General features: G+C 61.7%; 1 protein-coding gene and 1 pseudogene. One reads left to right on the top strand and one right to left on the bottom strand.

Annotated features, from left to right (window positions below; genetic code table 11):
• Nucleotides 1–97: 97 nt before the first annotated feature.
• Nucleotides 98–220: pseudogene (locus WCJ41_RS21790) on the bottom strand (peptidoglycan-binding domain-containing protein); the annotation flags it as partial.
• 335 nt (nucleotides 221–555) lie between these two features.
• Between WCJ41_RS21790 and WCJ41_RS21785 the strand changes: the two are divergent.
• Entirely contained in the window at nucleotides 556–1746 is a 1191-nt protein-coding gene (locus WCJ41_RS21785; protein WP_336907932.1) for a serine hydrolase, read from the top strand.
• The last annotated feature ends 269 nt before the right edge of the window (nucleotides 1747–2015 follow it).

Below are 2015 nucleotides of genomic sequence, written 5' to 3'. Positions count from 1 at the left end.
GCCCTAGCCACCTTCTCAACTGCGCCGCCGGTCTTGTCCCCCAGGATCCAGCTGGCGACCGTGGTTGCGATGCCGAGCAGCAAGGGAACAAGAGGCATCATGCAGCCTCCAGAGTGATGCCGATCGCGGCGAGGGTCTTCGGGCCAGCTACGCCATCTGCGGCCAGTCCCCTTGCCTTCTGGAAGGCAATGAGGGCCCGCTCGGTGGCCGGCCCAAAGTCGCCGTCAGCGACGACACCAAGAGCGGCTTACGGCTTCTTGATGGCACCGCCCTTCTCTCGCCGGACGAGAATGCCATCGGCTCCACGGGCACGAGCTGCGAGAACCAGGCGACCGGCGTGTGCTCCCTACGTGCCATTTTGTGCTGGGTCTTGAACTCAAAATGCCTAGATATCTAACTCTCGGTCTGATCTCGTTTCAGGGGCGCAGGCCGAGCTACCGCGCAGGGCCGATCGGCTTCCGCCAACTGGCCACTGTTGCTATCGTCGCTACCGCAAGAATCGACGAGTAGGTTTAAAGCGGACTCGCGGCAAGGGTGGAGATAGAGATGTCTGGCATGATGGACACATTCCCAGCACCTGAAGCTCAGCAGGTGACGCTGGCGAACTGGCGGACGTCTCCGTACAGCCGCTGGGCCTTCCACCATGTCCGCGAGTTCATTCCAACAGCTGAGATCGCCCACGATCCGACCAGCATGCGCGCCTTGGCCAGCGCCCCACGTAGCCTGGCTGCGGTCAAGCTTGCAGATGCGTCTGGACGCACAATGACGCATACCGAGTTTGTGTTGGCATCGGATGCGGATGGTCTCGTCATTTTGCATCGCGGCCGGATCATTGCTGAGCAGTACGCCAATGGTATGACGGGCTGCTCGCCGCACATTTTGATGTCCGTTTCGAAATCGATGGTCGGCCTGCTGGCTGGCGTCCGGGAGGTTCAGAAAGAGTTGCGCCCGGAGCGACCGGTGACCGATCTGGTTCCGGAAGTGGGGAAGGGCTCCTACGCGGGCATTTCCATCCGCCATCTTTTGGATATGCGCGCGGGCATCGTCTACGACGAGAACTACGCGGAGACGGGCGGTCCCATCGTCGAATACCGCAAAGCGATGGGTTGGAATCCGGTCGAGCCGAACGATCGACCGGCAGATGTTCGATCATTCCTCGCCACACTCAATGAGCCGTCTCGACCGCACGGCGGTCCCACCAATTACGTGTCGCCTGGAACCGACCTGCTGGGCTGGGCGATAGAGCGCGCGACGGGACAGCGCTATGTAGATGTGTTCTCGGAACTCTTATGGCAACCGCTCGGGGCCGAGCGCAGTGCCGACATCACCGTCGACCGATTGGGTGCGCCGCGTGCGGCCGGCGGAATGTGTATGGCAACGCGAGACCTCGCGCGCGTCGGGCAGCTGTTGGTGGAGGGCGGCGCACGAAGCACGCGGCAGATCGTGCCGGAATCCTGGATCGCAGATCTCGAGCAGGGCGGCGACCGCGATGCTTGGGACAAGGGCACTCTCGCTCCTTACTTTCCGGGCGCACCGATGACGTATCGCGCAAAGTGGTATGCGGATCACGGACCGCGTGGACCGCTGCTGTTCTGTCTCGGCATTCACGGACAGAATCTGTTTGTCGATCGGCGGCGCGAACTGGTGATCGCCAAGTTTTCCTCACAGTCCATCGGCCTCGACGCCGAGAAGATGGCGCTCACCTCGCGGTGGGTCCACGCGGTACGGGATTTTGTTACGGGCTAACTCACAGAGGTGGCGGCATTCGTGTCGGCGAAATAGCCGGGTAACTACTGCCCTTCCTCGATCTCGGCCTCGCTAAGACGCCCCTCGAATCCCTCTCCACCATCTTCCCCGTATGCATACGGCGACCATGACCTTCGCCCGCCTCTGCCTGCGCAAAACTCCTAAAACCCCAGCAAGCGTAGCGTCTCTGACGCCGCAGTCATACCCGTTCGGTCAAAGAATTGATCCGGCCGACGCGCTATCACGCCGCCTCTCGATGATAATAGCGC

The organism is Aestuariivirga sp. (assembly GCF_037139295.1).
Lineage (GTDB): Bacteria > Pseudomonadota > Alphaproteobacteria > Rhizobiales > Aestuariivirgaceae > Aestuariivirga.
The sequence above is the reverse complement of the archived record's forward strand: the minus strand, read 5'-3'. Positions and strand labels throughout refer to the sequence as shown.